This window comes from Bradyrhizobium sp. GW821-FHT13H05, from assembly GCF_058804065.1.
In genome coordinates this window covers 457,627-483,363 of record NZ_JBXAPO010000003.1, presented here as the reverse complement: position 1 = coordinate 483,363, position 25,737 = coordinate 457,627, and the positions used below count along the sequence as shown (strand labels likewise).

General features: G+C 63.8%; 23 protein-coding genes, 1 pseudogene and 1 riboswitch. Of the genes and pseudogenes, 16 read left to right on the top strand and 8 right to left on the bottom strand.

Annotation, left to right across the window (positions count from 1 at the left end):
• Window positions 1-79 precede the first annotated feature (79 nt).
• Genes mddA through AC1RR3_RS11130 form a run of 3 tightly spaced genes read left to right on the top strand, consistent with a single transcriptional unit; the run spans window position 80 to window position 2,589 of the window.
• Window positions 80-829: a methanethiol S-methyltransferase gene (mddA, locus tag AC1RR3_RS11140; protein WP_492822331.1), complete on the top strand. Its 750-nt coding sequence runs from the start codon at window positions 80-82 to the stop codon at window positions 827-829.
• Window positions 826-1,803 (top strand): NADPH:quinone oxidoreductase family protein, encoded by a 978-nt coding sequence (locus AC1RR3_RS11135; RefSeq protein ID WP_492822329.1) that lies wholly within the window; start codon window positions 826-828, stop codon window positions 1,801-1,803. The genes mddA and AC1RR3_RS11135 overlap by 4 nt, the downstream gene beginning before the upstream one ends.
• A gap of 33 nt (window positions 1,804-1,836) precedes the next feature.
• Window positions 1,837-2,589 (top strand): hotdog family protein, encoded by a 753-nt coding sequence (locus tag AC1RR3_RS11130; protein ID WP_492822327.1) that lies wholly within the window; start codon window positions 1,837-1,839, stop codon window positions 2,587-2,589.
• 106 nt (window positions 2,590-2,695) lie between these two features.
• Here the strand turns inward: AC1RR3_RS11130 and AC1RR3_RS11125 are convergent, their stop codons facing one another.
• A complete protein-coding gene (locus AC1RR3_RS11125; RefSeq protein ID WP_492823145.1) occupies window positions 2,696-3,589 on the bottom strand; it encodes a LysR family transcriptional regulator in 894 nt (297 codons plus the stop codon).
• Window positions 3,590-3,704: 115 nt separating this feature from the next.
• Between AC1RR3_RS11125 and AC1RR3_RS11120 the strand changes: the two genes are divergently transcribed.
• Together AC1RR3_RS11120 and AC1RR3_RS11115 are read left to right on the top strand one after the other, a co-directional pair.
• Window positions 3,705-4,457 (top strand): SDR family NAD(P)-dependent oxidoreductase, encoded by a 753-nt coding sequence (locus tag AC1RR3_RS11120; RefSeq protein WP_492822325.1) that lies wholly within the window; start codon window positions 3,705-3,707, stop codon window positions 4,455-4,457.
• Window positions 4,458-4,498: 41 nt separating this feature from the next.
• Window positions 4,499-4,882 (top strand): nuclear transport factor 2 family protein, encoded by a 384-nt coding sequence (locus AC1RR3_RS11115; protein WP_492822323.1) that lies wholly within the window; start codon window positions 4,499-4,501, stop codon window positions 4,880-4,882.
• Window positions 4,883-4,997: 115 nt separating this feature from the next.
• Here the strand turns inward: AC1RR3_RS11115 and AC1RR3_RS11110 are convergent, their stop codons facing one another.
• Window positions 4,998-6,197, bottom strand: a complete 1,200-nt coding sequence (locus tag AC1RR3_RS11110; RefSeq protein WP_492822321.1) for a TrmJ/YjtD family RNA methyltransferase — start codon at window positions 6,195-6,197, stop codon at window positions 4,998-5,000.
• Window positions 6,198-6,555: 358 nt separating this feature from the next.
• Here AC1RR3_RS11110 and AC1RR3_RS11105 point away from each other — a divergent pair, with 358 nt between their 5' ends.
• The 3 genes from AC1RR3_RS11105 to AC1RR3_RS11095 all read left to right on the top strand — a co-directional run bounded on the left by AC1RR3_RS11105 (window position 6,556) and on the right by AC1RR3_RS11095 (window position 8,658).
• Complete coding sequence (locus AC1RR3_RS11105) at window positions 6,556-7,767, top strand: NADP-dependent isocitrate dehydrogenase (RefSeq protein ID WP_492822319.1); 1,212 nt, start codon at window positions 6,556-6,558, stop codon at window positions 7,765-7,767.
• A gap of 100 nt (window positions 7,768-7,867) precedes the next feature.
• Window positions 7,868-8,368, top strand: coding sequence for a DUF3455 domain-containing protein (locus AC1RR3_RS11100; RefSeq protein ID WP_492822317.1), 501 nt, complete (start codon window positions 7,868-7,870; stop codon window positions 8,366-8,368).
• 5 nt (window positions 8,369-8,373) lie between these two features.
• Window positions 8,374-8,658, top strand: a complete 285-nt coding sequence (locus AC1RR3_RS11095; protein ID WP_492822315.1) for a DUF3303 domain-containing protein — start codon at window positions 8,374-8,376, stop codon at window positions 8,656-8,658.
• Between the two features lie 3 nt (window positions 8,659-8,661).
• Here the strand turns inward: AC1RR3_RS11095 and AC1RR3_RS11090 are convergent, their stop codons facing one another.
• Together AC1RR3_RS11090 and alaS are read right to left on the bottom strand one after the other, a co-directional pair.
• Complete coding sequence (locus AC1RR3_RS11090) at window positions 8,662-9,891, bottom strand: cyclic nucleotide-gated ion channel (RefSeq protein WP_492822313.1); 1,230 nt, start codon at window positions 9,889-9,891, stop codon at window positions 8,662-8,664.
• A gap of 6 nt (window positions 9,892-9,897) precedes the next feature.
• Window positions 9,898-12,594, bottom strand: a complete 2,697-nt coding sequence (alaS, locus tag AC1RR3_RS11085; protein ID WP_492822311.1) for an alanine--tRNA ligase — start codon at window positions 12,592-12,594, stop codon at window positions 9,898-9,900.
• A gap of 311 nt (window positions 12,595-12,905) precedes the next feature.
• Window positions 12,906-12,994: riboswitch (glycine riboswitch) on the top strand.
• A gap of 144 nt (window positions 12,995-13,138) precedes the next feature.
• Between alaS and gcvT the strand changes: the two genes are divergently transcribed.
• From gcvT to gcvP, 3 genes are all read left to right on the top strand, one after another.
• On the top strand, window positions 13,139-14,287 hold the full coding sequence (gene gcvT, locus AC1RR3_RS11080; RefSeq protein ID WP_492822310.1) for a glycine cleavage system aminomethyltransferase GcvT: 1,149 nt from the start codon (window positions 13,139-13,141) through the stop codon (window positions 14,285-14,287).
• A 10-nt stretch (window positions 14,288-14,297) separates the two neighbouring features.
• The gene (gcvH, locus tag AC1RR3_RS11075) at window positions 14,298-14,666 is read left to right on the top strand and encodes a glycine cleavage system protein GcvH (protein WP_492822308.1); all 369 of its coding nucleotides are present in this window, start codon (window positions 14,298-14,300) and stop codon (window positions 14,664-14,666) included.
• 159 nt (window positions 14,667-14,825) lie between these two features.
• Window positions 14,826-17,690, top strand: coding sequence for an aminomethyl-transferring glycine dehydrogenase (gene gcvP / locus AC1RR3_RS11070; protein ID WP_492823144.1), 2,865 nt, complete (start codon window positions 14,826-14,828; stop codon window positions 17,688-17,690).
• A 228-nt stretch (window positions 17,691-17,918) separates the two neighbouring features.
• On the opposite strand, the gene recA is transcribed toward gcvP, so the two are convergent.
• Window positions 17,919-19,007, bottom strand: a complete 1,089-nt coding sequence (gene recA / locus AC1RR3_RS11065; RefSeq protein ID WP_200294310.1) for a recombinase RecA — start codon at window positions 19,005-19,007, stop codon at window positions 17,919-17,921.
• 762 nt (window positions 19,008-19,769) lie between these two features.
• On the opposite strand from recA, the gene AC1RR3_RS11060 reads away from it, so the two are divergent.
• The gene (locus AC1RR3_RS11060; protein WP_492822306.1) at window positions 19,770-20,777 is read left to right on the top strand and encodes a hypothetical protein; all 1,008 of its coding nucleotides are present in this window, start codon (window positions 19,770-19,772) and stop codon (window positions 20,775-20,777) included.
• A 62-nt stretch (window positions 20,778-20,839) separates the two neighbouring features.
• Here the strand turns inward: AC1RR3_RS11060 and AC1RR3_RS11055 are convergent.
• A pseudogene (locus tag AC1RR3_RS11055) lies at window positions 20,840-21,025 on the bottom strand (transposase); the annotation flags it as partial.
• Window positions 21,026-21,324: 299 nt separating this feature from the next.
• Between AC1RR3_RS11055 and AC1RR3_RS11050 the strand changes: the two are divergent.
• Together AC1RR3_RS11050 and AC1RR3_RS11045 are read left to right on the top strand one after the other, a co-directional pair.
• Window positions 21,325-21,522 (top strand): hypothetical protein, encoded by a 198-nt coding sequence (locus AC1RR3_RS11050; protein ID WP_492822304.1) that lies wholly within the window; start codon window positions 21,325-21,327, stop codon window positions 21,520-21,522.
• A gap of 1,082 nt (window positions 21,523-22,604) precedes the next feature.
• Complete coding sequence (locus AC1RR3_RS11045) at window positions 22,605-22,796, top strand: hypothetical protein (protein WP_492822302.1); 192 nt, start codon at window positions 22,605-22,607, stop codon at window positions 22,794-22,796.
• Window positions 22,797-23,136: 340 nt separating this feature from the next.
• Here the strand turns inward: AC1RR3_RS11045 and AC1RR3_RS11040 are convergent, their stop codons facing one another.
• The gene (locus AC1RR3_RS11040) at window positions 23,137-23,316 is read right to left on the bottom strand and encodes a hypothetical protein (RefSeq protein ID WP_492822300.1); all 180 of its coding nucleotides are present in this window, start codon (window positions 23,314-23,316) and stop codon (window positions 23,137-23,139) included.
• Window positions 23,317-23,536: 220 nt separating this feature from the next.
• Between AC1RR3_RS11040 and AC1RR3_RS11035 the strand changes: the two genes are divergently transcribed.
• Entirely contained in the window at window positions 23,537-23,704 is a 168-nt protein-coding gene (locus AC1RR3_RS11035) for a hypothetical protein (protein WP_492822298.1), read from the top strand.
• 687 nt (window positions 23,705-24,391) lie between these two features.
• Here AC1RR3_RS11035 and AC1RR3_RS11030 read toward each other — a convergent pair.
• A complete protein-coding gene (locus AC1RR3_RS11030; RefSeq protein WP_492822296.1) occupies window positions 24,392-24,637 on the bottom strand; it encodes a DUF2798 domain-containing protein in 246 nt (81 codons plus the stop codon).
• Between the two features lie 811 nt (window positions 24,638-25,448).
• Between AC1RR3_RS11030 and AC1RR3_RS11025 the strand changes: the two genes are divergently transcribed.
• Window positions 25,449-25,637 carry a hypothetical protein gene (locus AC1RR3_RS11025; RefSeq protein WP_492822294.1) on the top strand — a complete coding sequence of 63 codons (189 nt, stop codon included), beginning with the start codon at window positions 25,449-25,451 and terminating at the stop codon, window positions 25,635-25,637.
• The last annotated feature ends 100 nt before the right edge of the window (window positions 25,638-25,737 follow it).

Genomic DNA, 25,737 nt, shown 5'->3' with positions numbered 1-25,737 from the left:
CCAGATCGAGCCCGCTCGCCAGCGAGCGGCTCAGGCCCCTGCATGCGGCACCGCTGCATCAGGCACAACAGGAAAAACCATGTTCGCGCGCCTCGCAATCCTGCTCTACGCCATCGTGAGCTATGGCGTCTTCACCGCTTCATTCCTCTACGCGCTCGGTTTCGTCGGCAATTATGTCGTGCCCAAGTCGATCGATAAGTCGATCGACTTGGGCGGCCCCGCAAATTTGGGCGAGGCCATCGCCGTCAACCTGCTGCTGATGAGCCTGTTTGCCATCCAGCACAGCATCATGGCGCGCCCGTCCTTCAAACGACGGATGGCTAAATTCCTCCCCGCGGCCTACGAGCGCAGCACCTATGTGCTGCTCTCCAGCCTGATCCTGCTGCTGCTGTTCTGGCAATGGCGTCCGATCCCGACACCGGTCTGGCAGGCCAGCGGCATCGCGGCCTGGCTGCTGATCGGCGTCCATTGGCTCGGCTGGCTGATCGCTTTTGCCTCGACCCATATGATCGATCATTTCGATCTGTTCGGTCTGCGCCAGGCCATCGTCGCATTCCGCGGGAGCGAGATACCAGGTCAGTCCTTCAGGACGCCGCTGCTGTACAAAATCGTGCGGCATCCCATCATGCTCGGCTTTCTGCTCGCGTTCTGGGCCACGCCCGAGATGACCGTGGGCCACCTTCTGTTTGCACTCGCCAACACCGCCTACATCCTGGTCGCACTTCAGTTCGAGGAGCGCGACCTGATCGCCGAGTTCGGCGCGACCTATCAGGACTATCGCCGGCGCGTTCCCATGCTGCTGCCGCGTCTTTTCGGAGCGCCCCGATGAGAGCGGTTCTGTGCACTTCGTTCACTGGCCCTGCGGACTTGCGCCTCGATGAAATCGACGAGCCGAAGCCGGCCAGTGACGAAATTCTCATCGACGTCCACGCGGCATCTGTGAGTTTCATGGACCAGTTGATGGTCTCGGGCCTCTACCAGATGCGGCCGCCGACGCCCTTCGTGCCCGGCACGGAAGCATCCGGTGTCGTCGTTGCGGTCGGCGACAAGGTCACGACATTCGCACCCGGCGATCGCGTGGCGTGCAGCAGCTGGACCGGCGGCTACGCCGAACGGATGATTGCCAAGGAATCGAAAAGCGTGCGCCTGCCGGATGGCGTCGCGTTCGAAACTGCCGCGACGGTCCTGCACAATTACGGCACGGCCTGGTACGCACTGGTCGAGCGGGCACGGGCGCAAGCCGGCGAAACCGTTTTCATCACAGGCGCAACCGGCGGCGTCGGTCTTGCCGCCGTCGACCTCAGCCGCCATCTCGGCCTGCGCGTCATCGCAGGCGTGGGCTCCGATGACAAGGCGGCCCTGGTGCGCGGTTACGATGCGAGCGATGTCGTCAACTACCGCAGTGAAGACCTGCGCGACCGAATCAAGTCGATCACGTCAGGCGAAGGCATCGATATCGGCTTCGACAATGTCGGCGGCGCGATTTTCGAGCAGATGGCCCGGTCGATGAAATGGGGCGGACGGCTGATGCCGATCGGCTTCACCAGCGGCAAGATTCCCTCCATACCGATGAACCTGCCGCTGCTGAGAAACTATTCCATTCTCGGCGTCTTCGTCGGCGCATGGGCGGAGAGGTTTTCCGCGGAGGCCGCGCGCATGAACGACACGCTGGTCCAATTGCTCGCCGAAGGACGCATCCGCCCGCACATCGACAGCGTCCTCCCTTTGGAGGACGCTGCGGACGCCATGCGCGCCGTCGCCAATCGCGCGGTTCAGGGGCGAATTGTGCTCAAGATCCGATAGAGTGCGCGGGGACGGCGAGAGAGGGAACAAGCATTGACAGCGATCATCATCGACAGGCGCTATTGCGGTCCCCCGAACTCCGGGAACGGCGGTTATGTCTGCGGCCGGCTCGCCCGCCACATTCCCGGGGCTGCGGAGGTGATGCTGCGCGCACCGCCTCCCCTGGACAAGCCGCTCGATGCGGCCGCGGCCGCCGACGGCACGTGGGAGCTTCGTGATGGCGCCAAGGTCGTTGCGACAGGACGAGCGGTGAGTGTCGAGGTCGGCCAGCTCGAGACGGCCAGCTTGCAGGACGCGCGCGCAGCCGGATTGCTGGCGCTGTTCGAGCCGCACGAGCATCCGCTGCCGAACTGTTTCGTCTGCGGTCCCGCGCGCGCGCAAGGCGACGGCTTGCGGATCTTCGCCGGGCCGCTCAGCCGCCGGCGAGAGAACGCCGTTCTCGCGGCGACCTGGACGCCGGATCCGAACCTCGCCGCCGAGGACGGCTTTGTCGCCGCTGAATTCCTCTGGTCGGCGCTCGACTGCCCCACCGGCTTCGCCTGCAATTGCAATCAGCAGAGCGGCACCTACGACAAGACACCGCTCCTCCTGGGACGGATGTCAGCGCGGATCGAAGCCCGGCCGCGCCCCGGCGATCGCTGCGTCATCACAGCCTGGCCCGTTGGCCGCGACGGCCGCAAGCGCATGGCCGAGGCAGCGCTCCACGATGAAGCGGGCAAATTGCTGGCCGTTGCGAAGACGACATGGATTGCAGTCGACCGCGACGTGCAGCTCGGGCGCGGATGACGGTCTCGTAGTGTAGATAAGGGCGCGCAGCGCCGTGCCCAATAATTCTGGCTCGGCTTCATCGAACGCAATGGTGGGCACGCTTCGCCTTGCCCACCCTCCAAAGCTAAACCAATGTCTTCGAGAACCCCGCCGCCAGATGATCAATCAGCGCGCGAACGGCCCGCGGCAGGCCTCGTCGTGTCGTGAAGACGAGATGCACCATGCCGCGGTGACCGCGCCATTCCGAGAGCACATGGACGAGCTTGCCTTGCCCAAGTGCCTCGCGGCAGAGGTGATCGGGCAGCAGCGCAATACCGAGCCCCGCAACCGCCGCGTCACGCACCGCGCCAAAATCGCCGCACCCCATGCGCGGTTCGTGCTTGAGAACACGCGACCGCCCGTCATCCGTCTCGAGATGCCACTCGACCATGATGTCCTCGTCTGATGTCGCCAGCGTCGGAAGCGCGCTCAAATCATCCAGTGTTCGCAGCCGGCTTGCCAATTGCGGGCTCGCGACGAGAATGCGCGTGGACGTCCCCAGCGAGCGCATGGTGAGCGCAGCATCGCCCACAAGGACGGAGCGAACGCGCAGGGCCACGTCGATCCGCTCTTCGATCAGGTCGACCGGCCGATCGATGGCGACGAGTTGCAGGCGCACCTTGGGGTACCGGATCAGGAAGCTCGACACGAGCCCGGACATCTCTGCGACCATCCCGGTCGGGCAGCTGAACCGGATGCGGCCATGAGGCTCGGCCTGCGCTTGCGTCACCAGTGCCTCGGCCTGCTCGGCCTCCGTCAGGATCGCACGGCAGCGTTCGTAGAAGGCTTGCCCTACTTCGGTGACGCGAAAGCGCCGGCTCGATCGCTCGATCAGGCGTAGGCCCAAACGCTCCTCCAGCCCGGCAATCCGCCGGCTGAGCTTTGACTTGGGCTCGCGCAGGGCCCGCCCGGCGGCGGCGAAGCCGCCATGTCCCACCACCTCGGCAAAATAAGCAAAGTCGTTCAGATTGGCCTTCATCGTTCTCCTCATAGAACGCTGTGTACCATATCTGCCGGCTACCCGCATCATCGTTCCATTGGCATCTACGACGGGCATCGGCGCTTTCGCCACATGCTTCCAAAGGAGACGGACGATGACGGACAGGTTCAACAACAAGGTCGTGGTGGTGACCGGCGGCACGAGCGGGATCGGCCTTGCGACCGCCAAGGCTTTTGCGGCTGAGGGCGCCTCGGTGTTCATCACCGGCCGCCGCCGGGACGCGCTGGACGCGGCGGTGAAATCGATCGGTGGCCGCGTCACTGGCGTGCAAGGCGATATGGCTGTCCTCGCCGACATCGACCGGCTCTACGACGCCGTTCAGAAGAAGCACCAGCAGATCGACGCGATCTTCGCCAATGCCGGCGGCGGCGAATTCGCACCGCTTGGCGCGATCACCGAGGAGCACTATCAGCGCACGTTCGACACCAACGTGAAGGGCGTCCTCTTCACCGTCCAGAAGGCGCTGCCCTTGCTCCGGGATGGTGCCTCCATCGTCCTGAACGCATCGACCACCAGCATCTCGGGCACGCCGGCCTTCAGCGTCTATTCGGCAACCAAGGCAGCCGTCCGCAACTTCGCGCGCAACTGGATCCTGGACCTGAAGGATCGGCACATCCGCGTGAATGCAGTCAGCCCCGGCGTCACCGAGACGCCCGCGCTGAACCATCTGTTCGGCGGCGGCGAGCAGGCGGAAGGCACCAAGACATATCTCGCGGGGCTCATCCCGGCCGGCCGCGTCGGCCAGCCCGCGGAGATCGCCAAAGCCGTGCTGTTCCTGGCCTCTGACGAAGCCAGCTTCGTCAACGGCGTCGAACTCTTCGTCGACGGCGGTCAGGCTCAGATCTGAAGCACGCCCCCAACACAGCTCATGGAAATTGGAGACAACCTATGACCCGGACCAATGAATCGGCGGATCGTATCCACGAACTGCTTCACCGCAACCTTCAGGAGGTTTTCGGCGAAGGCAACGCCAAGTGCCGCCGCGCCGCCATCGACGAACTCTGGACCGAGAACGCCGCCCTGTATGTCCCGCCCGGCGTCATCGTCGGCCGCGAGGCGATCGACAGATTCGCCGGCGATCTGCGCGCCACGCATCCCCACTTCGTCTACACGCCGACAGGCGAGCCGCAGGCGCTTCACAACGCCGGACGGCTGGCCTGGACATCGGGGCCCCGCGGCGAAGCGCCTGATTACACGGGATGGGACGTCATCATCGTGGAGGATGGCCGGATCGCGGCGCTCTACGTGTTCCTTGATCAGGCGGGCAAATGAAGGCTGGCCAAGCGACTGGTTCGTAGGGTGGATTGGCGAAGCGTAATCCACCATGCTTCAGCGAATGCAGGACGAAGTTGGTGGACTACGCCTTTGGCTATCCACCCCACGAGACCTACGCGCTCTGCTCGATCATCCCCTGCAACCTCACCAGCTCCGCCTCGATGTCGCGCTCCACATCCGCCGCGCGAATATCCATCACCCGATAGTCCCGCGCCTCGAGCCACGTCCGCCGGCCCGCACGATCCGCCGCGATCGTCTCGCCCTCGCCCGGGTTCACCAGCTCGATCGCGATCCGGTGCGGGAACGAGACGAAGTCCGGGATGTGGCGGCCGACCGGGGTCTGGCGCTTGAACTGGCCTGCGAAGCGGCGGTCGCGGGTCAGCGCCTGCCAGAGCAGGCGCTCGGCGTCGGTCGGGTTGCGGCGGAGCAGGCGGGCGAGGCCGCGCACGGTCGAGCCGCTGTCGGAGACGCCGCCGCCCTGCCCGTGCTCGGCCAGCAGCGCGCGCAGGCGCGTAGCCTGCTCGCCGTCGAGCACGCCGCCCTTGGCTGGGCCCTTGCGCCCCTCCGCGATCGCCATCACCACCCCGTGCAAGGTGTGCATGTCCTGCTTGGTCGGCTCCATCCGGCTGAAAATGTTGCGCAGGTTGACCAGCATGGTGTCGCGTTTCTCGGCCGGGCGCAGGAATTCGACCCGGTCGAGCTCGCGGATGAGATTGTCGAAGAAGGCCTGCATCTGGTGCTGCGAGGCGCGCTCGGATCGCTCCGGCATCGCGTGCGGCAACTCGCCCGAGGTGGCGCGCTTGAACCATTCATAGCCGACCAACAGCACGGCCTGGGCGAGGTTGAGCGAAGCGAAGCCCGGATTGACCGGGAAGGTGATGATGCGGTTGGAGAGCCCGACCTCCTCGTTGGTCAGCCCCCAGCGCTCCCGGCCGAACAGGATGCCGGCCTTGCCCCCGGTCGCGACGTGATCCGAAATCTCGGCCGCAGCTGCCTCGGGACCCACCACCGGCTTGGCCTGGTCGTGGGGGCGCGCGGTGGTGGCGAACAGCAGGTCGAGGTCGGCGACGGCCTGCCCGACCGTGTCGAACAATTCGACCTTTTCCAGAATGTGGTCGGCGCCGGCAGCAGCCCGCTGGGCGGCGATGTTGGGCCAGCCGTCCCTGGGGTTGACGATGCGCAAGGCGCCGAGCGCAAAATTTCCCATGGCGCGCGCGGCCATGCCGATGTTTTCACCCAGTTGCGGCTCGACCAGGATCACGATGGGACCGTCGAGGGAAAGGCCCGCTTTGCTCTTGTCAGTCCCCGACATCTCGTTTCGCTTTCACACTGGTTCTCAAGGCCTTGGCAAGGCCCTCTTCAGGAATTGATTCAAAGCCGGTCTTGGCCCGATCTCAGCCCAGTCTTGGGCCGGCCGCCCGTTCGCCTGTCGTTTGCCTGTCCTGACAAAATTCTCAAGGGAAATAACGGGTTGGATTCGACTTTTGAATCTCGCCTGAAACTTCACCCCCGTCCCCGGAGCGGGGCCGCTTCCCGCCCCCCATCTGCGGAGGCTGGATGAGCTAAAAGTGCATAATCACTTGGCTTTCGCCGGCCGCGGTCCGGTGCTATGAGGCGGCGGATATTCAATTTGGCGCCAGCGGCGCCATTCCCGAGAGGCTTCCCCGATCATGGCAAAAATCAAGGTATCCAATCCCGTCGTCGAACTCGATGGCGACGAGATGACCCGGATCATCTGGCAGTACATCAAGGACAAGCTGATCACCCCGTTCCTTGACGTCGAGCTGCTGTATTTCGACCTGGGCATGGAATACCGCGACCAGACCAACGATCAGGTCACCATCGACGCCGCCGAAGCCATCAAGAAGGTCGGCGTCGGCGTCAAGTGCGCCACCATCACTCCGGACGAAGCCCGGGTGAAGGAGTTCAACCTCAAGCAGATGTGGAAGTCGCCGAACGGCACCATCCGCAACATCCTCGGCGGCGTGATCTTCCGCGAGCCGATCATCTGCAAGAACGTGCCGCGTCTCGTTCCCGGCTGGACCAAGCCGATCATCATCGGCCGCCACGCCTATGGCGACCAGTACCGCGCCACCGACTTCAAATTCCCGGGCAAGGGCACCCTGTCGATGAAGTTCGTCGGCGAGGACGGCACCGTGATCGAGAGGGAAGTGTTCAAGGCCCCGGGCGCCGGCGTCGCCATGGAGATGTACAATCTCGACGATTCCATCATCGACTTCGCCCGCGCCTCGCTGAACTACGGCCTGCTGCGCAACTACCCGGTCTATCTGTCGACCAAGAACACCATCCTCAAGGTCTATGACGGCCGCTTCAAGGACATCTTCCAGGACATCTACGACCGCGAGTTCAAGAAGGAATTCGAGGCCAAGGGCCTGACCTACGAGCACCGCCTGATCGACGACATGGTGGCCTCGGCACTGAAATGGTCCGGCGGCTATGTCTGGGCCTGTAAGAACTACGACGGCGACGTGCAGTCCGACACCGTCGCGCAGGGCTACGGCTCGCTCGGCCTGATGACCTCGGTGCTGCTCACCCCCGACGGCAAGACGGTGGAAGCCGAAGCCGCCCACGGCACGGTGACCCGCCACTACCGCGAGCACCAGAAGGGCAAGGAGACCTCGACCAACTCGATCGCGTCGATCTTCGCCTGGACCCGTGGCCTGTCGCACCGCGCCAAGCTCGACAACAACCCGGCGCTCGCCAAGTTCGCCGCGACGCTCGAGAAGGTCTGCGTCGACACCGTCGAGGAAGGCTACATGACCAAGGACCTCGCGCTGCTGGTCGGTGCCGACCAGCGCTGGCTCTCGACCACCGGCTTCCTCGACAAGGTCGCCGAGAACCTCACGAAGGCGTTGGCGTAAGCCACCGTCCGCAATTTCGCCCGACTGGGCCAGACATCATCACGGGCCGCGTCTCTGAGCGCGGCCCGTTTCTTTTTTGAGAGCTTTCGCGGAGACCCCCATGTTCATCAAGCTTGCTGCCCCCACCCTGCTGCTCGCGGCCCTGATCGGGCCGGCCACCGCCGCTGAGACCCTGCCCGACGCCATCGCCGCACCGGGCGAGACCGTCGTGCTCAGCGTTCACGCCGAGGGCGCGCAGGTCTATGAGTGCAAGGCGGCCGCCGACGGCAAGCTTGCCTGGGTCTTTCGCGAACCGGTCGCGACCTTGCTCTCCGAGGGCAAGACCATCGGCCGCCACTATGCCGGGCCGAACTGGGAGCACGCCGACGGTAGCGCCGTGGTCGGCAAGGCGATCGGCAACGCACCGGGTGCGACGGCCGCCGATATCCCCTGGCTGAAGCTGGACGTCGCCTCCCGCCGCGGCAGCGGCGTGCTGACGCCTGTCACCACCGTCCAGCGCATCAACACCCATGGCGGCAAGCTCGACGGCGCATGCGACAAGGCCGGCGATTTCAAGAGCGCGCCCTACTCGGCGGATTATGTTTTCCTGAAGAAGGGCTGAGGCCGATGCTCTTCATGGTGATCGAACGCTTTAGGGATCGCGACCCCATCCCGGTCTACCGCCGGGTGCGCGATGAAGGCGTCAAATTCCCTGATGGCCTCAAATATCTCGGCAGCTGGATCGAGCCCAATTTCGACCGCTGCTTCCAGCTGATGGAATGCGACGACGCCCGCCTGCTGCAGGAATGGGTGCTGAACTGCCAGGGCAATGGCATGACCTTCGAGATCGTGCCTGTGGTGCCCAGCAAGGAGACGCGCGAGGTCGTGGCGCCCTTCCTCGACCGGGCGTGACGGCTACGCGCCGGGGCCCTCTTCCGGTTCGGCCTGCGCCAGTTCGGCCGGCGCGAGATCGCCGGTGTCGGCGAGCCGCGCCTTGGCGGTGGTATGGACGTGCTCGGCCAGCGTCGGCATGCGCTCGATCAGGGCATGAAAATCCTGGGCGTCGAGCACGAGCAGCCGGGTCTTGCGCGTCGCCGTGACCGTGCCGCTGCGTTTCGTTTTGTGCAGCAGCGCGATCTCGCCGAAGAAGGTGCCGTCGGTGAGCCGCACCTGCTGGCTCGGCAGCGCGATCTCGACCTCACCGGCGGTGATGAAATACATCGATGAGGCGGCATCGCCGCGGCGAACCAGGACCTCGCCCTGCTCGATGGTGCGCGCGCGGAGCAGCCGCATGATGTCGGCGATCTCCGAGGCCGACAGATGCGAGAACAGCGGCACCCGCGCCAGCATGCCCCACGTCACCACGAAGTCGCGCCGCTTCACCTCCTCGGCAAAGGCGGTGGAGATGATCGCGACCGGCAGCGCGATCATGGCAAAGCCCGCGATGATGGTGAAGACGGAGATGAACTTGCCGAGCGCCGTCACCGGCACGACGTCGCCATAGCCGACGGTGCCGAGCGTCACGATCGCCCACCACATCGCCTGCGGGATGGTGCCGAGCTTGTCCGGCTGCACGTCGCGCTCGATAGCGTAGAGCAGCGAGGCAAACGTCAGCACCGCACCGATCAGGATGACGATGCAGCCGATCAGCGCGCGCCGCTCGGCATGCACGGCGGCGAGCAGCGAGCGCATCGCCGGCGAGTACCGTATCAGCTTGAAGAACGGCAGCACGCCGAGCCCGGCCAGCGTCGCGTGCCGGCCCGTGGCGAGCACGATCGCAGCGGGCAGGAACGCCATGAGATCGATGATGCCGAGCGCGGAGAAGGCATAAGAGAGCCGGTCGGACAGCGCGGACGCCTTGCGCTGGGTATGTCCGGCCACGGTCCACATCCGCGCGGCATATTCCAGCGCGAACACGATCACGGCCAGGACTGCGACCGTGCTGAACAGCGTGTCGAACCGCGCGTCCAGATCCGGCACCGAAGCGAGGATCATCGCGACCACGTCGAGCACGATGACGCCGATGATCAGCTGGATGAAGCGCGATCCGGCCGAATAGGCCAAGGGATCGTGCTCGAGCAATTCGTAGAGGCGATCCCGCAAGTTGGGATCGCGAAGCCCAATTCCTCGCGGAACGAGGCGCATCGGCGTTTACGCACCCGCCGATTTTTGTTCGAGAATGGCTTTTTCGATCGCCGCGAGCGCCTCGGTGGCCTTGGCGCCGTCGGGGCCACCGGCCTGCGCCATGTCGGGCCGGCCGCCGCCGCCCTTGCCGCCGAGCGCTTCGGACGCAACGCGCACCAAATTCACGGCGTTGAAGCGCGCGGTCAGGTCGGCGGTGACGCCGACCACGATGCCGGCCTTGCCGTCCTCGGTGACGCCGACGATGGCGACGACGCCGGAGCCGATCTGCTTCTTGCCGTCGTCGGCAAGGCTCTTGAGATCCTTCATCTCGATGCCCTCGACCGCGCGCGCCATCAGCTTGACGTCGCCGACTTCGCGCACGCCGCTCGCTGCGCCATTGCTGCCGGCGGACGCGCCGCCCCCCATTGCCAGCTTCTTGCGGGCATCGGAGAGCTCGCGCTCGAGCTTCTTGCGCTCATCCATCAGCGCGGTGATGCGCGCCGGAACGTCGTCGATCGAGGTGCGCAGCTCGTTCGCTGCCGTCTTCGCCAGCGCCATGGTCTCGTTGGCGTGCCGGCGCGCGTAATTGCCGGTCAGCGCCTCGATGCGACGCACGCCCGAGGCGACCGCGCTCTCGCCGGTCAGCGTGATCAGGCCGATATCGCCGGTGCGTCGCACATGGGTGCCGCCGCAGAGCTCGACTGACCAGCCGAGCGCATTGGTGCCGCGCTCACGCGCGGTCCGCCCCATCGAAACGACGCGAACCTCGTCGCCGTATTTCTCGCCGAACAGCGCGCGCGCGCCGGCCTCGCGGGCCTCGTCCACGCCCATGACGCGCGTCGTGACCTCGTCGTTCTCCAGCACCACGTCGTTGGCGATGTCCTCGACGCGGGCAAGCTCTTCCGCCGTGATCGGCTTCGGATGCACGAAGTCGAAGCGCAGCCGGTCCGGCGCGACCATCGAGCCGCGCTGGGCGATGTGATCGCCGAGCACCTGGCGCAGCGCCTCATGAATGAGATGCGTCGCCGAGTGATGGGCGCGGATCGACGAGCGCCGGCCGTGATCGACCTCGAGCTGCAGCGCGGTGCCGAGCTTCAGCTCGCCGCTCTCGACGGTGCCGACGTGAACGAAGAAATCGCCGAGCTTCTTCTGGGTATCGGTGACGCGGAACTTGATGCCGCCCTCTCCCAGCAGCACGCCGGTGTCGCCGACCTGGCCGCCGGATTCGGCGTAGAACGGCGTCTGGTTCAGCACGATCGCCCCTAGCTCGCCGGCCTTGAGGCTGGTGGCTTCCTTGCCGTCCTTCACCAGCGCGGTCACCACGCCTTCGGCGCTCTCGGTCTCGTAGCCCAGGAATTCGGTCGCCCCGAGCTTCTCGCGCAGCGGGAACCAGATCGCCTCGGAGGCGGCCTCGCCAGACCCCTTCCAGGACTCGCGCGCCTTGGCCTTCTGTCGCTCCATCGCGTCGGTAAACGAGGCCTGGTCAACGCCGATGCCGCGCGACTTCAGCGCGTCCTGCGTCAGGTCGAGCGGGAAGCCATAGGTGTCGTACAGCGTGAAGGCGACGTCGCCGTCGAACATGTCGCCCTTCTTCAAGGACGCGCTCTTCTCGTCGAGGATGGCCAGGCCGCGCACCAGCGTCTTGCGGAAGCGGGTTTCTTCCAGCCGCAGCGTCTCCTCGATCAGATTCTCCGCGCGCATCAGGTCGGGATAGGCCTGGCCCATCTCACGGACCAGCGCCCAGACCAGGCGATGCATCAGCGGCTCTTTCGCACCGAGCAGCTGCGCATGGCGCATCGCGCGGCGCATGATCCGGCGCAGCACATAGCCGCGGCCCTCGTTCGAGGGCAGCACACCGTCGGCGACCAGGAAGGCGGAGGAACGTAAGTGGTCGGCGATGACGCGGAACGAGGCCACCGTCTGCTCGTTCGGCCCGCTGCCGAGCGCCGACGACGTCGCGTCGATCAGATGACGGAACAGATCGGTCTCGAACACGCTGTCGACGCCCTGCATGATGCAGGCCATGCGCTCCAGGCCCATGCCGGTGTCGATCGAGGGACGCGGCAGATCCACGCGCTCCTCCTTCGTCACCTGCTCGTATTGCATGAACACGAGATTCCAGAATTCGAGGAAGCGGTCGCCATCCTCCTCCGGCGAGCCCGGCGGGCCACCCCAGATATGGTCGCCGCGATCGATGAAAATCTCCGAGCACGGGCCGCACGGGCCGGTGTCGCCCATCGCCCAGAAATTATCGGAGGTCGGAATGCGGATGATGCGGTCGTCGGAGAAGCCGGCGATCTTCTTCCACAGAGAGGCCGCCTCGTCGTCGGTGTGGTAGACGGTGACGAGCAGCTTGTCCTTCTTGAGCCCGAAATCCCGGGTGATCAGCGTCCAGGCCAGCTCGATCGCGCGCTCCTTGAAATAGTCGCCGAACGAGAAGTTGCCGAGCATCTCGAAGAAGGTGAGATGGCGCGCGGTGTAGCCGACGTTGTCGAGGTCGTTGTGCTTGCCGCCGGCGCGCACGCATTTCTGCGACGTGGTGGCGCGCTGATAGGGCCGCTTCTCGACGCCGGTGAAGACGTTCTTGAACTGCACCATGCCGGCATTGGTGAACATCAACGTCGGATCGTTGCGCGGCACCAATGGCGAGGACGACACGATCTCGTGGCCGTTCTCGGCAAAGAAGTTCAGAAAGGTCGACCTGATCTCGTTGACGCCGCTCATGTTCATCCAATCGGGTGTGCCAGAGCATGATCCGGAAAAGTGTGAAGCGGTTTTCCGGAAAGATCATGCTCAAACAAAGAGCTAAAGCGCGATGACTCTCATCGCGCTTTAGGACCCGCTTTACTGCCATCCAAACCGGTGATTTGGGCTGATATCTGCGGGCCAAAGCGCTTTTAGACAAGGCCAGCTTCGCTGTCCAGAAACTGTGCAACGTGATCAGTGGGTTGCCGTATCAGCGCAATCCCGTTGAAAGGCGCTCGCGCCGCGTTGACAGGCTTGGCCGGCCTGTGGTCTGTACCCATCTGTATCGTACGGCCACGTCGGGAGAGACCGGCATTGGTGCCGGCGCCGAAGGAGCAACCGCCCCGGAAACTCTCAGGCAAAAGGACCGCGTGGCTTTGACGACATCTGGAAAGAGGCGCCGGCGGGCTTAGGTCCGGACTGCGTCCGCCGACGGGATAATACTCTCAGGCACAGCGACAGATGGGGCTTCGACTGGTTGCTTCCGGGGAATCGTCCCCGGGGAACCGCCGAGGGCCCCGTAATGCCAGTGCGCGACGACCAAGATTCCCTGAAAAAAACGCCCCTTCACGGGTTTCACGTCTCCCTCGGCGGCAAGATGGTGCCGTTCGCGGGCTATGACATGCCCGTGCAGTACCCCGCAGGCGTGCTGAAGGAACACCTTCATACCCGCTCCTCCGCCGGCCTGTTCGACGTCTCCCATATGGGCCAGATCGCGCTCAGGCCGAAGTCGGGCAAGGTCGAGGACGCCGCCCGCGCGCTCGAGCGGCTGGTGCCGCAGGACATCGTCGCGATTGCACCGGGCCGGCAGCGCTACGCCCAGTTCACCAATGAAGATGGCGGAATTCTCGACGATCTCATGGTGGCCAACTTCGGCGATCACCTGTTCCTGGTCGTCAACGCCGCCTGCAAGGCAGAAGACGAGGCGCATCTGCGCGCGAATCTCTCCGGCGACTGCATCATCGAGCAGCTTGCCGACCGCGCGCTGATCGCATTGCAGGGCCCGAAGGCGGAATCGGCGCTGGCGAAATTATGTGCAGAGGTATCAGCCATGAAGTTCATGGACGCCGGCCCGCACAAAGTTGCCGGTCTCGCCTGTTTCGTCTCGCGCTCCGGCTACACCGGCGAAGACGGTTTTGAGATTTCGGTGCCCGCCGCCGACGCCGAGCGCCTCGCCAGGACGCTGCTGGACAATCCCGACGTGATGCCGATCGGCCTTGGTGCTCGCGACAGCCTGCGGCTGGAAGCCGGGCTCTGCCTTTACGGCCACGACATCGACACCGAGACCACGCCGGTCGAGGCCGCGCTGGAATGGTCGGTGCAGAAGAGCCGCCGCAGCGGCGGCGCCCGCGCCGGCGGTTTCCCCGGCGCCGAAAAGATCCTCGCTCATTTCGATCACGGCGCGTCCCGACGCCGCGTCGGCCTGCTCGCCCAGGGCCGCGCGCCGGTGCGCGAGGGCGCGCTGCTGTTTGCGGACGCGAGCGCGGGCGAGCCGATCGGAAAGGTCACGTCGGGCGGTTTTGGCCCGAGCCTGAATGCACCGGTTGCGATGGGCTATGTGCCCACCGCAGCGAGCGCGCTCGGCACACAAATCTTCGCCGAGGTGCGCGGGCAACGCCTGCCGCTCACCGTCGCCGCCATGCCCTTCGTGAAGAACACCTACAAACGCTGAGGACAAGACAATGACCACGACGCTGTACACCTCCGACCATGAATGGCTCGCCATCGACGGCGATGTCGCCACCGTCGGGATCACCGACTATGCGCAGTCCCAGCTCGGCGACGTCGTGTTCGTCGAGCTGCCCAAGGTCGGCCGCGCGCTGAAGAAGGCGGAAGCCGCAGCCGTCGTGGAATCGGTGAAGGCCGCTTCCGACGTCTACGCGCCTGTCACCGGCGAAGTGCTCGAGACCAACGCCGAGCTCGCGAGCGAGCCCGCGCTGGTCAATTCGGACGCGCAAGGCAAGGCCTGGTTCTTCAAGATCAAGATTGCCGACAAGGGCGAGCTCGGCGGCCTCATGGATGAAGCCGCGTACAAGGCCCATACGGCGTGAAGATATGAGCCGAGCCGTCGCCACGGACTCCCTGTCATCGTCCGCGAAAGCGGACGATCCAGTACGCCGCGGCCCATCGGCCCAATCACTACTGCCTGCGTTTACTGGATGCCCCGCCTTCGCGGGGCATGACAACGACATCTAAAGCGAGGACCCATGATGACCGCGCACCGCAAATCCAACGGCGACACCGCCACTTTCGTTCGCCGCCACATCGGCCCCTCCGCGCGCGACGTCACCGCGATGCTCGAGACGGTCGGTGCCAAGAGCGTCGACGCGCTGATGGCCGAGACGCTGCCGGCCTCGATCCGGCAGGCCGCGCCGCTCGATCTCGGCAAGCCGCTCAGCGAGACCGAGGCGATCGCGCATATGGCGGAGCTCGCCGCCCAGAACCAGGTCTTCACCTCGCTGATCGGACAAGGCTATTCCGGCACGATCCTGCCCGCGGTGATCCAGCGCAACATTCTGGAGAACCCGGCCTGGTACACGGCGTACACGCCCTATCAGCCCGAGATCAGCCAGGGCCGGCTGGAGGCGCTGCTCAACTTCCAGACCATGATCTGCGACCTCACCGGGCTCGACGTTGCCAACGCCTCGCTGCTCGATGAAGCAACCGCAGCGGCCGAAGCCATGGCGCTCGCCGAGCGGCACTCGCAGGTCAAGGCAAAGGCCTTCTTCGTCGACAAGGACGTGCATCCGCAGACGCTGGCGGTGATGCGCACCCGCGCCGAACCGCTCGGCTGGCATCTGGTAGTCGGCGATCCCCTCACCGATCTCGACACATCAGACGTGCTCGGCGCGCTGCTGCAATATCCGGGCTCTTCGGGCGCGGTGCGCGACCTCCGGCCCGCGATCGCTAGCCTGAAGGCCAAGGGCGCACTCGCAATCGTGGCCGCCGATCTCCTGGCACTGACGCTGCTCGCCTCGCCCGGCGAGCTTGGCGCCGACATCGCGATCGGCTCGGCGCAGCGCTTCGGCGTTCCCATGGGTTATGGCGGGCCGCACGCGGCCTATATGGCGGTGCGCGATGCCTTGAAGCGCTCGCTGCCCGGCCGCATCGTCGGCCTCTCCGTGGATTCGCGCGGGATGCCGGCCTATCGCCTCGCGCTGCAAACCCGCGAGCAGCACATCCGCCGCGAGAAGGCGACCTCCAACATCTGCACCGCGCAGGTGCTGCTCGCCGTGATCGCCTCGATGTATGCGGTCTATCACGGCCCCGAGGGCCTCATCCAGATCGCGCGCAATGTGCATCGCCGTGCCGCCGTGCTTGCGGCCGGCCTGCGCAAGCTCGGCTTTGCGCTGCAGTCGGACAGCTTCTTCGACACGCTGAGCGTCGATGCCGGCGCCAAGCGCGCCGAGATCGTCGCGCGCGCGGCTGCCGAAAAGATCAATCTCGGCGTCGGTGATGCCGACTTGCGCATCGCGCTCGACGAGACCACCACGCCCGCGACGGTCGAAGCCGTCTGGCGCGCCTTCGGCGGCACGCTTGCCTATGCCGAGATCGATGCCACCACGCGCGAAGCGCTGCCGGAGGCGCTGAAGCGCACCACCGGCTTCCTCACCCATCCGGTGTTCCACGCGCATCGCTCGGAGACCGAGATGCTGCGCTACATGCGCAAGCTCAGCGACCGCGACCTCGCGCTCGACCGCGCGATGATCCCGCTGGGGTCCTGCACCATGAAGCTGAACGCGACCACCGAGATGATGCCGCTGACCTGGCCGGAATTCGGCTCGCTGCATCCGTTCGCTCCACGCGAGCAGGCACGCGGCTATCACGCGCTGTTCGCGCGGCTGGAACAATGGCTGTGCGACATCACCGGCTATGACGCGATCTCGCTGCAGCCGAACTCGGGCGCGCAGGGCGAATATGCCGGCTTGCTTGCGATCCGCGGCTATCACGCGGCGCGTGGGCAGAGCCACCGGAAAATCTGCCTGATCCCCTCCTCCGCCCACGGCACCAATCCGGCCTCGGCCGCGATGGTCGGCATGGACGTGGTGGTGGTCGCCTGCGAGAAGAACGGCGACGTCGACGTCAATGATCTCCGCGCCAAGGCGGAAAAGCACGCGAACGATCTCGCCGCGGTCATGATCACCTATCCCTCCACGCACGGCGTGTTCGAGGAGCACATTCGCGAGATCTGCGACATCGTCCACGGCCACGGCGGCCAGGTGTATCTGGATGGCGCCAACCTCAACGCGCAGGTCGGTCTCTCACGGCCCGGCGATTACGGCGCCGATGTCAGCCATCTCAATCTGCACAAGACCTTCTGCATCCCGCATGGCGGCGGCGGCCCCGGCATGGGTCCGATCGGCGTTAAGGCGCATCTTAAGCCGTTCCTCCCCGGCCATCCGGCGACGCAGGGCGATGCACCGGTGGGGCCGGTCTCGGCCGCACCGTTCGGCTCGGCCTCGATCCTGACCATCTCCTACATCTACATCCTGATGATGGGCGGCGAAGGCCTGAAGCGCGCCACCGAGATTGCGATCCTCAACGCCAACTACATCGCGGCCAGGCTCGATGCGCACTTCCCGGTGCTCTACAAGAACGAGAAGGGCCGCGTCGCGCATGAGTGCATCGTCGACCCCCGCGCGCTGAAGACAACCAGCGGCGTCACCGTCGACGACATCGCCAAGCGCCTGATCGATTACGGCTTCCACGCGCCGACCATGAGCTTCCCGGTGCCGGGCACGCTGATGATCGAGCCGACCGAGTCGGAATCGAAGGCCGAGCTGGACCGGTTCTGCGACGCCATGATCGCGATCCGCAAGGAGATCGCCGAGGTCGAGGCCGGCCGATTCAAGATCGAGGCCTCGCCGCTGCGTCATGCTCCGCACACCGTGCATGACATCGCGGATGATGCGTGGAATCGCGCCTACACCCGCGCCGAGGGCTGCTTCCCCGCAGGCAGCTCACGCACCGACAAATATTGGAGCCCTGTGGGGCGCGTCGACAATGTCTATGGCGACCGCAATCTGGTGTGCTCCTGCCCGCCGGTGAGCGATTATGCGGAGGCCGCGGAGTAAGGGATTCGCAGGGTGGGCAAAGCGGCTCGTCCGCCGTAGCTCGAAGAGCGAAGGCGGAAGCGTAAGCGTGCCCACCACCTTTGTCTGTGTTGAAATAGGGTGGGTACGGCGCTTGCGCGCCTTTGCCCACCCTGCGGCCTGCAACGCAAAACGAAACGGGCCCCGAAGACGTCGGCAACTCAACGTCCTCAGCGCCCGCTCCTCGCGAAAAACTCTTCGCGTTAAGGCTTACTCGTCCGCCGGCTCTTCGCCGTCGGCATCGCGCTCGGGGGTGCCGGCTAGAATCTGTTCGGCGATCAGGCCGGAGTTCTGGCGGATCGCGGTCTCGATCTTGGCGGTGATGTCGGGGTTGGCCTTCAAAAATGCCTTCGAGTTCTCGCGGCCCTGGCCGAGACGCTGGCTGTCATAGGAGAACCAGGCGCCGGACTTTTCGACGATGCCGGCCTTGACGCCGAGATCGAGGATCTCGCCCATCTTGGAGACGCCCTCACCGTACATGATGTCGAACTCGACCTGCTTGAAGGGCGGGGCCAGCTTGTTCTTCACCACCTTGACGCGCGTGGTGTTGCCGACCACCTCGTCGCGCTCCTTGATCGCGCCGATGCGGCGGATGTCGAGGCGGACGGAGGCGTAGAATTTCAGCGCGTTGCCGCCGGTCGTGGTTTCCGGCGAGCCGTACATCACACCGATCTTCATGCGGATCTGGTTGATGAAGATCACCATGGTGTTGGACTTGTTGATGGAGGCCGTCAGCTTGCGCAGCGCCTGGCTCATCAACCGCGCTTGAAGTCCCGGCAGCGCATCGCCCATCTCGCCCTCGAGCTCGGCCTTCGGCACCAGCGCCGCGACCGAATCGACCACCAGAACGTCCACCGCACCCGAGCGCACCAGCGTGTCGCAGATTTCCAGCGCCTGCTCGCCGGTGTCCGGCTGCGAAATCAAGAGCTCGTCGATATTGACGCCCAGCTTGCGCGCATAGACCGGGTCGAGCGCGTGCTCGGCGTCGATGAAAGCACAGATGCCGCCCTTCTTCTGCGCTTCCGCCACCGTGTGGAGCGCCAGCGTGGTCTTGCCCGAGGATTCCGGCCCATAGATTTCCACGACGCGCCCCTTTGGCAGGCCGCCGATCCCAAGCGCAATGTCGAGCCCCAGCGAGCCCGAGGACACCGCCTCGACATCCATCGAACGGTCGTTCTTGCCGAGCTTCATCACCGAGCCCTTGCCGAACTGGCGCTCGATCTGGGAGAGCGCGGCGGCCAGAGCTTTACTCTTGTCCATGGAAGATCCTTCGACGATACGCAGGGCAGTGGTGGACATTGGGTCGTGCTCCTTATGGCGAGGATTCGCTAGGGGGACAAACGATTGGCGGGGCGGGCCGGCGATAAAAGCAATGTACCCTATTTGTTCCAGGTTCGCAATATGTTCTTTTGTGAATCTGGGGCTGTCCGGTATTGAGCCCCAGTGTCCTAAGTTGAATTTTGAAGTGTCCAACTTAGATTTGGCTAGCAGGAGAAAGGCAGGTCGCTCATGACCAAACTTTTGAGTGTGCCGAAAGCCTCCTAAGCGGGAGCGCCACCTCGTCGGCCGCAGTGCGAGCGGAAATTGAGGAGCTTGGTTCTTGCGCAGAGCGCAGGGCTGGCCGTTGAGATCTGTCCGGAACGAGCATCGCACCTCGGAAGGGACAGATAGAGGCGGCAACGGAATGGGTGCGGTTCATGGGAGCGCTCTTGTGTTTCCCGTATGGGCTCAAGAGATGCGTGGGTTCGAATCCCACCCGCATTTTCATTTAGCTTGATGGCCGCCTCAGTTGGCGGCCTCTCTCATTTTTTCATTCGTTAGGACACCGTACAGACCGCTCAGCGCGCGCCAAGTACCGCGCAGCCTTGTTGACGCAGCCCTCTCTGTCGCGCCCGCGCTGCCCCGCTGCGATGCCTCTGAATTGGCGCCGGAGCCGGAAGTTCGCAGTGGCCTCTTTCGAGCCAGTCCCCCGGATTTGGGCAGATATAATGCTCTTCGAGCAACCGGACTAAATCGATTACATTTATCTGCCACAACTGGCCCTAGAGGGCGGAGGCAGGCATGGACGGCGCGCTATTCTCGCTTTTGTTTTTCTTCTTCGTCCAGATTTCCGCCGGGGTCGCACCTATGAGGTGGCCCGAATGCAAATGGCTCGCGGGGGTAATATTTTGGCTCTCTTCGGCAGGAGCAACGGCCTGCCTGATTTGGTACGGTTATTCTCAGGATTGGTATTCAGCGGTGATAAACATGGTCGGCAGGCAGGCCTCTGGAGTGCTGATCCTTATTTGCGGAGTGGCCATCGGCATTGTGGGCCTTTCGCTAATTGCGGCCGGAGGTCCAACTCCAGCAAATCGGCCCAACAAGACCACGGAAGCGTCAGCAGATCTGGTTGGACTTGAAGAGGCCTCCCGATTAGCGAGGATGAACTTAGGAATGTTGAGTCGGTTCAGCCTCGGTGAAGTAGCCATTTTCGACAAGACCGAAGATAACATTCTCAGTTACTGGGCCAACGTCGTAGTTGGGCGCGGCGTACCAATCTATCGCCCCGATGGATCGCGTCTTGATTCTGTGCCGAGACCTATAAGCGCTCGCGATGGCAAGTTGATCGCGAGCGGCCTTGGCTACCTGATGGTGAATAGGAACGAACTTGAAACCTTCATTGAGCAGGCGAAAATCGATTATCCAAATCCCCAACCCGGCTCAATCACAATGCACGATTCCGGAGGTTCCGAGATATCGAGGAATGAGGCGGCGTCAATCGCTGTATCTAAGAGCCCAGTCACAAAGGTGACTGAGAATATAGTCGGAAGGCCCTCTCCAGATGTGATTTATCAGGCTGGAATCGTAGTTGGCCATGTATTCGGCGGCAGGAGGGATCCAACTGACGCTACACGTTTTACCTTTGTTGAGATCACTCAAAGCAGTCAGTTTAACTCCAGCGCGCCGTTTCAATTTCAGGGTCTCTCTATGAGAGCGGAGAGCATAGATTCTCGTACAGGCTTGAACAGTTCGCGCCCGCAAGATGGAACAATTCACGCGGGTGTCACTGCACGAGTAATCGAAAAATGAGATCGATCCTGTGAAGGCCCAGAAAAATTAGAACCATTCCGGCCAGCTCTTGCAGACGATAATCACTCAACCCGCACCCGGGGGAACGCCTGCAAAAAAGTTCGAACATCAAAGCAAGCTGGCGCCGCAAGTTATGCGCGATACTCGAACTCGCGAAGGTAAAGCTGCAAGTGCTTCTTCGAGACCCAAACGTAGGTCGCGTTGATCCCACGCGTTACCTGAGACCAGAGCGACTCGATTGAGTTGGAGGGCGCAATTACCCACTAATAAGAACAAGCTCAGCCTCGTGGCCGCCTCAGGGCGGCCTCTTCCATTCCATGCGTTGATCCATTTCGAGCCGAGCGGCCGTTGTTGCCTCATCCTCCGTAGGTGCTTGCCCTCTAAATATCAGGCGCTGGACTGCCTCCAACCCCAGCGGCCTGGTTTTGAAATTCACAGCGACCTGGTTTGAAATGTTCACTTCGGAACAGAACGCCCCGCCCCTGCGTAGTAAGCTGGCAATAACTCAAACCCAACGGTTAGGACCCGTCAGCCTGGAGATGGTGTCATGCAGCGTCGCCGTTTCAAACAGACTGTTTCCCTTGAACAGCGTCTTGCCGAAGAAGCAAAACGCCTCCGCGAACAAGCCAAAACCCTTCCCCACGGTCCTCGACGCGAGGACCTCCTCCGCAAAGCCCGCCAGGCCGAGACCGGCTCGCACATGAGCGAGTGGCTGAGATCGCCCGGGCTACAGTCGCCGGAGTGAGCAGTTTTGCTCAGCCCCCGCGGTGTGGATATGCAATGTGTGCAGCCGGGATCAGGGGCGCCCGACCATTGACAGACATGCCGCCAACCAAAAGCAGCGATGCGAGCTCATCATCGGCGAGCATCTCTGTTTCCGAGGCCATGACCCTGACGATGGACCGCGTCGGCCATCCCTGCATGTTCAATTTTGATCAGACCTCGAAATAAAGGCCGCCTCAGCTGTGTCGATTGGCACTGTCCCAATTCGGTTGCCGGAGCGAGGCTCGACACCATCGGTTCCTATGTCGGGAACAAGACATAAATGCTATTAGCCTGACATCACCGACCGGACCTCGGCGATTATCGGTGACTGAGAGCCCCTTGCGCTCCCGCCTGATCAAGAGCGGTGAGGCCGGCTGAGATGACAGACACGGACAAGGCGGATGTGTCTCGGGCCAACGGCCCAAAGTGCCCCTCGTGCTTCCTGGCGCTCGGGCAGCGGATCCTGACACTGTTCGATCCGGCCGCGAACCGAAACGTGCAACTCTTCCAGTGCAGCAAATGCCGCAAGCACGTCTGGGAAGATGACGTCGCCTGAGGCCGGGCGGCCGGCTGACTGTCTGCAACACCGACCACGCAGCCAGTTGCACGCGCGTTCGGCCGGCGTCGTCATTCGGGCGAGTGAACCTTTGCTCAATCGCACGGACCAACAATTATCGGGATTTTACTCTCACCCTCCCGGGGCTGGAATGCCGCCGTCCGCGCTCATTTAAGCGGGCGGCGTTTTTATTTCGATCGCCGCGATCGGCCCCAGCGCTCAGGGGCTGGAGGCAAGCGCCGGGGCCTTCGGGTGGCCGAATGGCTTCAAGGCCACACAAGCGCAGTCAAAACCCAACCTGAACTTTTGTCTGTCCGGTCCCGGACGCAATGACGGCCTCCGGGGCGTGATGAGGACGGCACCAGGAGGCGGGCCTGTCCGTCGTCGACCCCATTTTTCCCGACTTGAATTCGGGGCCTCCCCATCTTGAATTTAATGCTACAATATGTAACGCTTACATTTGTAGCGTTACATGACGTCTCGTTCAGGCAATCTCGGGAGGAGTGATGAAGTCGGTTCTGAAATTCGCTCTGGCACTCTCCATCTTCGCCGGCTTGATGGCGGCGCAGGTGGAGACATCGCAAGCCGCAACGACATCGGGCACTTTGAAACCCGGTCCCAAAATTACGCGGAAGTGGCAGCTGCACGACGGCTGCCACAGCCGGTACGCCCAGATGAAGGGGAAACCTTGCCACTAGGCCGTTGGCGCGGAGATGACGAGAGGCCGGTTCGATTGGTGGCCTCTCGCGCTGCTGCGTCACCCCGGATGTCGGGCGGCTCAAGCTACCTCCCCCGGCTCAAATGACGCCGGAACAACCTGACATTTGTTAAGTTGACCCTCGTGAAGTCGAGAGGGTTGCCATGCCGGAGGATGAGCTGACGAGCAAAGCGGAACGCGCCCTCGTCACGGCTGCGCTCGGCACCGTGATGCTGATCATGTGCTTGGGCACCTTGTTATACAGGTAAAGCGACGCAACGCCTTTCGTCCGGGCTGCATCATTTTCGCGGATCGCTGAACAGCATCAGCTCGAGGCCGCCTCAGTTGGCGGAAGCCGGGATCTTCGCGTCACCAAGGATCAACAACGCCAGAGGCGCCAATGGGCCGACGGCCACAGCCACCCAAAGCCACGCCTTCATCGACCTGTTGCGCTCGCGTGCCATCGCCCCGGCGAGCGGGATCGATCCAGTCGTGATGATGACAAACAGCCAATAGTCCATGGCCGTCTCCGATGGGTGCAGAATGATAGCATGACAGCGGCCCGCGCTCCCTGCCCTCCGCAAAAAGTGAGGCACGACGTTCTCAGATCGTCGCCTGAAGCTGACGCGCATCAAAGACAGGCGCGCCGGATGCCGTCATGATTCCGCAAGCGGCATTGAACTTTTGCGCGGTCTGCGGCGTTCTGTCGGGTTTGGACCGCAACAATGGGAAGCCTCGGCCATGACGGAAAACACGCAGCATGACGCAATCAAGCGCAATCATTTGCTCGAGGCCGCGCATGAGGAGATGATCAAGTTCGAGCGGAAGGAAAACGAGTTCCGCAGGAAGGACCGCGAAGAGCGCGCCGCCGAGCTTCGTCTGCCCCTCGACACGATCAAGGTGCATTAGGCCGTCGTCGGGTATCTAGATACCTCTACTAACTCATTGATCGGCCGCCACAATTGTCTGGCGGCCTACTGTGCATGGGGTTGTTTTCGACTTTTTGAAAGGCGTCCATGACGCCAGCCGCGACCGGCCCGCGCGGTGGCTGGACCCGGGGTGTCCGCGCGCGCCGCCCTACAGCAGCGCCAGCAGCACCAGGCCGATCACCAGCACCACAAAGCCAGCCGCCGTCGCGGCGGCAAATGACCGCTCTACGTTATCCATGATGCCACCCCGCTCTCGGCGTGCCACGTTTCCCCCATGGCGGCGCCGAGCAATGCGGAATCTCGCCTGCGGCTGTGTCGTGAGTGGTGCGATCGGGTGGCCAAATTGGGACGGGTGCAGGGCCAGTCTGCGGCCTCCCGCATCAGGCTTTCGCAGCTGCCGTCAGGCACCTGTCAGCTGAGTCGCCTAATGTCGTCGCGCCCGGTGGACCAACATCGGGCCTCCATACCCAGTCGACGACCCCGCTCCACCCCGAGCGGGGTTTTCTGTTTGCAGGCGTGGACAAGCGCCGCGCGGAATCGGATCTGCCGGCTTTGTCAGGCTGTCGTAAGCTCGGCCAGCTAGGGTCATTTGGCTATGGTGTTGCAGCCCAGCACCTCAGCCTCCAATAACCTTCTCCCCGCTTGGCTCTCCCCAAGCGGGGTTTTTTCATGCCTCCCGGCCGCTCTCCTCCTGCGTCAGCCGCAGCGAGAAGGCGCGGATCGCGGGCGCCGCCAGCACCACCACGGGCAGCATCGCGGCCCATGCGATCAGCCACGACATCATCCAGTGGAGGACGAAGGCCACCGCGCCGTCGGCGGGCAAGCTGGCGATCCCGGCTGCGATCAGCGAGGTCAGTCCGGACTGGATCACGCCGAAGACGAAATGACTGTAGCGGCGGGGAATGCCGAGCATGATACGCCCATGTTGCTTGCGGTGATCACGCCAAGCAAGGCACATGCCGTCACGCGCATCGAGATAGGTCCGCGTCGGGATTGCCGGCCCTGGATCAGTGCCGCGAATCCGGCAGCGGCGCGCGCCGCCTCGCGTCCGCGCGATCGGCCCGGCACGACAATCCTTCGAAGCGCCAGAAGGTGACGACACTGCTCTCGCCGCACGCTTCGCAGACGAGCGTCTCGTCACCGAGCCTGTAGCGTCCGCGCCTGAATGCCGGAGACGACGCGGGGTGCCGGCAATGCGGACAGACCAGCGGAAAATTGCGTGCACCCCAGCGCAGCATAAGATGTCTCAGCCAGTTCACGCCTTCCTCTTTCGCGACGTCGTGGACGTGCTCATCGAGGTCACCAGAGCATAGATGCGCCGCACGCAAAAGTGGAAAAGAGTGGAACACGCCTACTCACTTCGAACGGCCGCGCCGGTTCCACAACGGGACGACGGAACCGCTCGCCTGCAGCCATCAGCACGACGATTCCCGTCGCCGCAGCCTTACGTCCAGCGCCGCGATCTTCACCCCGGGACCATCGCCCCCTCCGTGGTTCTCCGACCATGAACAAAGTTCCTCCGCCGCCTCCGCGCCGGGGCGACGGTCGCGCGCCGCCTTGCGGGCCGGCATCTTTCGGAATCCGATTTCGTTTGTTTCGGAGCGCGCGCGGTTTTGAGATTTCCGTGAACTATCCAAGGCTTACCAGCAGATTTTGCTTGTCCCGGGAATATTATGACGCCCAACATGTTTCAATGATCGAAGGTGGATCGTGGGGAGGTGACCATGAATCACAGGGGCGTTGAGTTCACCGTCACCAAGACGGCAATTCCTGGCATCTGGCAGTGGCAGTTCCGCATCGGCGATCAGCTCAGGACTGGCAAGACCGAGACCAAGATCGACCTGTTGGCGATCCGGCGGGTGCAGCTGCGCATCGATCGGGAGCTGAAGGCTATCGGGCGCAAAACGGCCTGAGAGAGACGGCCTGAACCGGCCGGACCGAGATCGGCCGCGTCACGGCGTCCTTGGCGTCGCAGCACGTCATGGCTTGCAAGGGGGGGGCCGCAGCGCCCCC

Coding starts and splice junctions, on each gene's coding strand:
- mddA (WP_492822331.1), top strand. CDS start 80: ATGTTCGCGCGCCTCGCAATCCTGCTCTACGCCATCGTGAGCTATGGC.
- AC1RR3_RS11135 (WP_492822329.1), top strand. CDS start 826: ATGAGAGCGGTTCTGTGCACTTCGTTCACTGGCCCTGCGGACTTGCGC.
- AC1RR3_RS11125 (WP_492823145.1), bottom strand. CDS start 3,589: ATGAAGGCCAATCTGAACGACTTTGCTTATTTTGCCGAGGTGGTGGGA.
- AC1RR3_RS11120 (WP_492822325.1), top strand. CDS start 3,705: ATGACGGACAGGTTCAACAACAAGGTCGTGGTGGTGACCGGCGGCACG.
- AC1RR3_RS11115 (WP_492822323.1), top strand. CDS start 4,499: ATGACCCGGACCAATGAATCGGCGGATCGTATCCACGAACTGCTTCAC.
- AC1RR3_RS11110 (WP_492822321.1), bottom strand. CDS start 6,197: ATGTCGGGGACTGACAAGAGCAAAGCGGGCCTTTCCCTCGACGGTCCC.
- AC1RR3_RS11105 (WP_492822319.1), top strand. CDS start 6,556: ATGGCAAAAATCAAGGTATCCAATCCCGTCGTCGAACTCGATGGCGAC.
- AC1RR3_RS11100 (WP_492822317.1), top strand. CDS start 7,868: ATGTTCATCAAGCTTGCTGCCCCCACCCTGCTGCTCGCGGCCCTGATC.
- AC1RR3_RS11095 (WP_492822315.1), top strand. CDS start 8,374: ATGCTCTTCATGGTGATCGAACGCTTTAGGGATCGCGACCCCATCCCG.
- AC1RR3_RS11090 (WP_492822313.1), bottom strand. CDS start 9,891: ATGCGCCTCGTTCCGCGAGGAATTGGGCTTCGCGATCCCAACTTGCGG.
- alaS (WP_492822311.1), bottom strand. CDS start 12,594: ATGAGCGGCGTCAACGAGATCAGGTCGACCTTTCTGAACTTCTTTGCC.
- gcvT (WP_492822310.1), top strand. CDS start 13,139: ATGCCAGTGCGCGACGACCAAGATTCCCTGAAAAAAACGCCCCTTCAC.
- gcvH (WP_492822308.1), top strand. CDS start 14,298: ATGACCACGACGCTGTACACCTCCGACCATGAATGGCTCGCCATCGAC.
- gcvP (WP_492823144.1), top strand. CDS start 14,826: ATGACCGCGCACCGCAAATCCAACGGCGACACCGCCACTTTCGTTCGC.
- recA (WP_200294310.1), bottom strand. CDS start 19,007: ATGTCCACCACTGCCCTGCGTATCGTCGAAGGATCTTCCATGGACAAG.
- AC1RR3_RS11060 (WP_492822306.1), top strand. CDS start 19,770: ATGGACGGCGCGCTATTCTCGCTTTTGTTTTTCTTCTTCGTCCAGATT.
- AC1RR3_RS11050 (WP_492822304.1), top strand. CDS start 21,325: ATGCAGCGTCGCCGTTTCAAACAGACTGTTTCCCTTGAACAGCGTCTT.
- AC1RR3_RS11045 (WP_492822302.1), top strand. CDS start 22,605: ATGAAGTCGGTTCTGAAATTCGCTCTGGCACTCTCCATCTTCGCCGGC.
- AC1RR3_RS11040 (WP_492822300.1), bottom strand. CDS start 23,316: ATGGACTATTGGCTGTTTGTCATCATCACGACTGGATCGATCCCGCTC.
- AC1RR3_RS11035 (WP_492822298.1), top strand. CDS start 23,537: ATGACGGAAAACACGCAGCATGACGCAATCAAGCGCAATCATTTGCTC.
- AC1RR3_RS11030 (WP_492822296.1), bottom strand. CDS start 24,637: ATGCTCGGCATTCCCCGCCGCTACAGTCATTTCGTCTTCGGCGTGATC.
- AC1RR3_RS11025 (WP_492822294.1), top strand. CDS start 25,449: ATGAATCACAGGGGCGTTGAGTTCACCGTCACCAAGACGGCAATTCCT.